At 47.4% G+C, this 5,372-nt stretch carries 6 protein-coding genes; 4 read left to right on the top strand and 2 right to left on the bottom strand.

The features are described 5' to 3' along the window. Nucleotides 1-759 (bottom strand): DUF302 domain-containing protein (locus ACEW8S_RS00975; protein ID WP_373516326.1); only part of this gene is annotated, 759 nt, incomplete at its 3' end. A gap of 390 nt (nucleotides 760-1,149) precedes the next feature. Between ACEW8S_RS00975 and ACEW8S_RS00970 the strand changes: the two genes are divergently transcribed. The 4 genes from ACEW8S_RS00970 to ACEW8S_RS00955 all read left to right on the top strand — a co-directional run bounded on the left by ACEW8S_RS00970 (nucleotide 1,150) and on the right by ACEW8S_RS00955 (nucleotide 4,656). Next, nucleotides 1,150-1,926: a ferritin-like domain-containing protein gene (locus tag ACEW8S_RS00970; RefSeq protein WP_373516325.1), complete on the top strand. Its 777-nt coding sequence runs from the start codon at nucleotides 1,150-1,152 to the stop codon at nucleotides 1,924-1,926. A gap of 30 nt (nucleotides 1,927-1,956) precedes the next feature. Continuing rightward, nucleotides 1,957-2,784, top strand: coding sequence for a ferritin-like domain-containing protein (locus tag ACEW8S_RS00965; protein WP_373516324.1), 828 nt, complete (start codon nucleotides 1,957-1,959; stop codon nucleotides 2,782-2,784). Between the two features lie 135 nt (nucleotides 2,785-2,919). Beyond that, entirely contained in the window at nucleotides 2,920-4,140 is a 1,221-nt protein-coding gene (locus tag ACEW8S_RS00960) for a sulfite oxidase (RefSeq protein WP_373516323.1), read from the top strand. 51 nt (nucleotides 4,141-4,191) lie between these two features. Further along, nucleotides 4,192-4,656, top strand: coding sequence for a monoheme cytochrome C (locus ACEW8S_RS00955; RefSeq protein WP_373516322.1), 465 nt, complete (start codon nucleotides 4,192-4,194; stop codon nucleotides 4,654-4,656). A gap of 62 nt (nucleotides 4,657-4,718) precedes the next feature. On the opposite strand, the gene ACEW8S_RS00950 is transcribed toward ACEW8S_RS00955, so the two are convergent. Continuing rightward, entirely contained in the window at nucleotides 4,719-5,303 is a 585-nt protein-coding gene (locus ACEW8S_RS00950; RefSeq protein ID WP_373516321.1) for a type 1 periplasmic binding fold superfamily protein, read from the bottom strand. Nucleotides 5,304-5,372 lie beyond the last annotated feature (69 nt).

Here is a 5,372-nt window from a genome sequence, read left to right as displayed (position 1 = left end):
GGGCGTTCCCAAATTCGGATTACCGAAAATGATGATGCGGGTGGGATTGAGCTCCAAATCGACCTTGGCCGCATTGGCTTGATGGTCCAGTTCTGCAATGATTTTCAATGCAGGATTGCCCTCTATAGCCGCCCGCAGTCGGCTATAGGCTTCATCACAGCTGCCATTAACGGTTTTGGTGATAATGCCTTCTTCCAAATCCGCCGTACTATTTTCCGCAGCGACTATCGAATCTTGGCTTGCGCCGGTGCTGAGGTTGATAAGTGCGCCTTGGATCATCGGCAGGGTTTCGACGCCCTCCAGATTGTGACGTGTCGATAGATAGGTGGTATTGTTGAATCCGGCATAAACTTCATCCTGTTCATTTTGATACACCAATATCTTTTGGGGCAGGTCCAGTCCCGCCAGTTGGTTCTTTTGCATAAGTGGCGTTCCCAGATTCGGGTTTCCAAAGAAAACAATCTTAGTGGGGTTAAGGGTCAAGTCCACCGAAGCGGCATTGGCTTTATGATCCACCTCGGCTACAATCGAGATGTTGGGGTTTGCTTCAAGTGTAGTTCTCAAGGCGGCGTAGGTATCGTCGACGGAAACCTTACTCTTGGTATAATCCATCCCTAAAACATTGGGGGGATTGAAAGTAGGCTCTTCAGTTTCGTCGGGTTCGTTGGTATTGTCTGTGCCGTCAGGGCTTACGGTACTATCATCCCCACAGGAAAAAACGGTCGTTGCAAACAGGAGTAAAATAAGTTTCATTTTCATGGGATCTGTTTTAAGAATTCTTCTTAAAATACGATAATCAGGATGGTATGGACGTCTTTTGCCCATTAATAATTGTCCCCGGTCATCGTTCAAAACTGGTTTTCAGGGGATCGGATCACTATGTCGGACGGTGAAAAGTCCCATTCCTTACTCCGATTGGCTTTAAAACACGAAAAACCTGTAGATAAACGATTAAAGAAACCTATTGACAATTTTTCTTTTTAATATCGGATGTTGTTACGGCGGTTATAAATTTCGACATAGTATTTCAAAAACGTTAATTTTTTATTAAAAAGAGTCCTTTTTTAAAACCGCCTCCCACTACCTTACGTTGATACTAATAAGCAAAAGTATTATAAACAGGAATATTAACTTAAAAACACGATCATTATGAAAAAACAGAAGATTACGGTCATCCGACCGAACGGAAACTCCGGAAATCCCCGAAGACAGTTTCTCAAGATGGGGGGATTGGCGGTAGCCGGTGCCGGCCTGATGATGGCCTGTAGTAAGGACGAGATGTCTCAACTGCCCGAAACGCAGCCCAAACCTATTGCCAATGATGACGATGACATGACGCCGGAAGAAAACGGCATTTTCGATTTGGGTGAAGGCGATTTGGGTGTTTTAAACTATGCCTATGCCCTTGAACAATTGGAAGCCGATTTTTACACGAAAGTGGTGAACGGTTTCTATGCGAATATTTCTGAGGAGGAGCGAACGGTGTTGACCGACCTTTACAACCATGAGGTAAACCACCGCGAATTTTTCAGGGCGGCCATTACCGCAGCCGTCGAGGGAAATACCGATTTGGTACTTCCGGATCTAGAATTTGATTATGGTGATCTGGACTTCGGAAACAGGGACCAGGTATTGAACATAGCGAGAACTTTGGAAGATACGGGAGTAGTCGCTTATAATGGTGCCGGTAAATTATTAACGAACCCGTTGTACTTGGTTTTGGCCGGTAAGATCGTTTCGGTAGAAGCGCGACACGCCTCAGCCATCAGAACACTGATAAATCCCGGTTCCGCAGATTTTGCGGGAGATGATGTGGTCAGCGTGGATAACGCATTGGATGGAGCTTTAGACCCTTCCCAAGTGCTTGCCGCGGTTGCTGGATTAGGCTATGTAAAGACCGCATTCACCGCGAATTTTTTACCGTAAACGACTACTAACACTATAAAATAATATATTATGAATCTTATACAATTTTTAGATGAATTTACTACCGACAACTTGGTCGCTAAAACCTCTTCGAGACGGGATATGTTCGGAACTTTCGGTTCTTTGGGAAAAAAGGCCGTCCTATCCGCCATTCCGTTTGGTTTGGCTGCCATGCCCGCCAAAATCTTTGCACAGGACTCTGGCAACGCTGCCGTTGACGCGCTTCAATTAGCCTTGACGTTGGAATATCTGGAGGATGAGTTCTACCAACGGGCCATCAATTGTGTGTCACTTCCCGATGGAAGGCCTCGAACCATTTATGAGCAAATCGCCAAGCATGAGGCGGCGCACGTCGACTTTTTAATCGCTGGGTTGGAAGGTGCAGGCGTAGAACCGGTCGCCAAACCGGAGTTCGACTTTACCGCCGGAGGGATGTTCGATCCCTTTCTTGAAAACGGTAACGATTTAGAAACTGCCTATGCACAATTACTTGCGTTGGCACAGGCATTTGAAGATACGGGCGTTAGGGCTTATAAAGGTCAGGCGACCAATCTTCAGGGTACTCCGTTTTTAACGGCCGCTCTACAGATCCACTCCGTCGAGGCAAGACATGCTTCCGAAATCAGGAGATTGAGAGGATTAAAAGGATGGATTACCGGCAACGAAAGAGGCGAAGGAATGCCCGAAGCAACTCAGGCCGTTTACGATGGCGAGGAAAATGTAACGCAAGGCGGCGTCGATGTGACCACATTAGGTGACGGAGATCCGTTCGGATTCGATTCTTCAACCGAGGCATATGATGAGCCGATAACCGCCGATACCGCCGTGGCCATTGCCAGTCTGTTTATTAAAGCATAATTGATTTTCATTTTTTAGGTTTGAAGGCGCTGCCAATATATTGGCGGCGCTTTTTTTGTTCGGATGCAAGTATAGCTTGAAAAACGATACTTTACTATCGATTATTCTTAACTTTAGGGTTGAAATTCGCAAGCTATGCAAAGACGAAAATTCGTTCAGAAGGCCACATTGGCTTCCATGACCGCGCTATTGGGCACTGATATCGTATTCGGCAATACACTACCCGACCACTATCTACCGCTCGGCCTTCAAGACCCGGATCCGTTCAAAATGTTCAATAAAAATAAGGAAATGGTCATTTTAAACGATAAACCATGGAATATCGAGGCCCAGGCTCATTTATTGGACGATAAGATTACGCCCAACTCCGCTATGTTTATCCGTAACAATGGTCTTGTTCCCGAAGATTTGGACGCTACTACTTGGACCCTCGCATTTGACGGTGAATCGGTAAAACAATCAAAATCGTATACGATTCAAGAACTGAAGTCCAAGTTCAAGACCCATACGTATCAGCTTACGCTGGAATGCGGAGGCAATGGCCGCAGCGAATTTAATCCTCCGGCCAATGGCAATCAATGGACTATCGGCGCCGTTTCGAGTGCAAAATGGACGGGCGTGCGATTGCGGGATGTTTTAGAGGATGTCGGCGTAAAACCGGATGCCGTCTACATCGGTTACCATGCTGCGGATACACATTTGAGCCAAAATCCCAATACCGAACCGATCTCCCGTGGTGTCCCAATGTCCAAAGCAATGCAAGACGAGACGCTCTTGGCCTTTCAGATGAACGGCGCCGATATTCCCTTGGCACACGGGTATCCTTTACGCCTGGTGGCAGGCGGATGGCCGGCCTCGGTGTCGGGGAAATGGTTGAACAGGATAAGCGTCCGAAATATCGTACATGACGGTGAAAAAATGGACGGCGATTCCTATCGCGTGCCTTGCGAACCTGTTGCGCCTGGCGAGGAGGTGGAGGATGAGGAAATGTGCATCATCGAATCCATGCCGGTCAAATCCCTGATTACCTATCCTAAATCGGGAGCGATGCTAAAGGAAGGGCAATCCTTGAACATCCGCGGTCATGCCTGGGCCGGGGAACTGGAAGTGGCCCAAATGGAATATTCCATCGATTTCGGGGCGACCTGGAAAGACTGTCCTATCGAAAAACCTGTAAATCGCTTGGCTTGGCAACATTTTTCCGCAAAAATCGATTTTCCGAAAAACGGATACTACGAAGTCTGGGCCAGAGCAACGGATGCCAAGGGAGTTTCGCAGCCCATGGTATTGCCAGGATGGAATCCTAAAGGCTATTTGAACAATGCTTGCCATCGCATTGCGGTGAAGATAGGGTGATGTCCGGTGCGGGAGGCTCGGTGCTCGATGTACTATTGAAAAACACTTGATATGTCGGAACAAAATAAATTCTGGAAAAGCTCAAGACGGATCTACCGTTTCTTGATAGTGGTCTGCGTTTTGGCGTTAGTTTCGGGCATCGTCATTTTCTATTTGAATTACGGCGATACGGATACCGATAAAAATGCGGAAAATGAGTACACAACTTTCTCCGATGACGACCCAGACCGAATCGAAGACGGCATCCACGTCCGAACCGGCCTTGTGGATGCACCGGGACTTCAGGAGACCGTAAACAATTGTACCAGTTGCCATTCCGCCAAATTGGTCATGCAAAACCGGATGGGCGCAGAACGTTGGCACGCCACCATCCGCTGGATGCAGAAAACGCAGAACTTATGGCCTTTGGGCGAGAACGAAGCTATTATCGTCGACTATCTGGTGACCAACTATCCGCCTAAAAGCAAAGGCAGAAGGGAAACCTTGGCCGATGTGGATTGGTACGAGCTAAGGTAATGATCGGGTGCTATGCCAACATCCACTTAGGGTTTTGTTCCCAATAGGTTCCCACCGATGCCTTATTCTACAAGAACATCAAAGGTTTGTGCGATGTCGGTTTCACCCCCGGCGTCGGCCAAAGTACCATCATTCGGTTTTTTGGGCAAGTGGCGAAGGGTTACGGTCAGTGAGCCGTCACCGGCAACCCCGGTATTCAGTCTAAAAATAAGTCCTACGGGATTTGAATTCCCGTCCGAATCCGCATACGATGTTCCTGTCAAAGAACCTGTAGGCGCAAAGAAGAATTGATGGTCTTCATCTTCCTCCTGTATTTCCGGAGTTATACGTTCTGCCGGTGATTCCGTTTCGTTCAAAAGTTCGATACTACCGGTATAGGAAGTGTTCACAGCCAAATTGGATACCGTTATCTCCGGGGCATTGGGCCCATCTCCATCCAAATCCCTTGATTGAAAGGTTATCGCCTCGCCACCACCTTCCGGCGCCAAGGTTATGGTCATGGTGGTAATTGTTTCCTCTTCCTCGACGGGCATCGGGTTGTCATCGTCATCGTTCGAGCAGGCAAAGAGCAGTAGTGCGGAGGCGGTCAATAGCGCGGTTTGTCCTATTCCTCTGAAAATGGATTTTTTAAATGTGATCTTGTTCATAATACTAATTTTAAAGGATTAATAATTGAGTTTTAAACGTATCAAAAAGTTTCTGCCGAGGTCGTCGGC

The organism is Pricia sp., assembly GCF_041745955.1.
Classification (GTDB): Bacteria; Bacteroidota; Bacteroidia; order Flavobacteriales; family Flavobacteriaceae; genus Pricia.
Note: the sequence above shows the minus strand (reverse complement) of the source record. Positions and strands in the feature narration are given on the sequence as shown.

Excerpts from the sequence above, each read along its gene's own strand:
- ACEW8S_RS00965 (WP_373516324.1), top strand. The coding sequence starts at position 1,957 with ATGAATCTTATACAATTTTTAGATGAATTTACTACCGACAACTTGGTC.
- ACEW8S_RS00970 (WP_373516325.1), top strand. The coding sequence starts at position 1,150 with ATGAAAAAACAGAAGATTACGGTCATCCGACCGAACGGAAACTCCGGA.
- ACEW8S_RS00960 (WP_373516323.1), top strand. The coding sequence starts at position 2,920 with ATGCAAAGACGAAAATTCGTTCAGAAGGCCACATTGGCTTCCATGACC.
- ACEW8S_RS00955 (WP_373516322.1), top strand. The coding sequence starts at position 4,192 with ATGTCGGAACAAAATAAATTCTGGAAAAGCTCAAGACGGATCTACCGT.
- ACEW8S_RS00950 (WP_373516321.1), bottom strand. The coding sequence starts at position 5,303 with ATGAACAAGATCACATTTAAAAAATCCATTTTCAGAGGAATAGGACAA.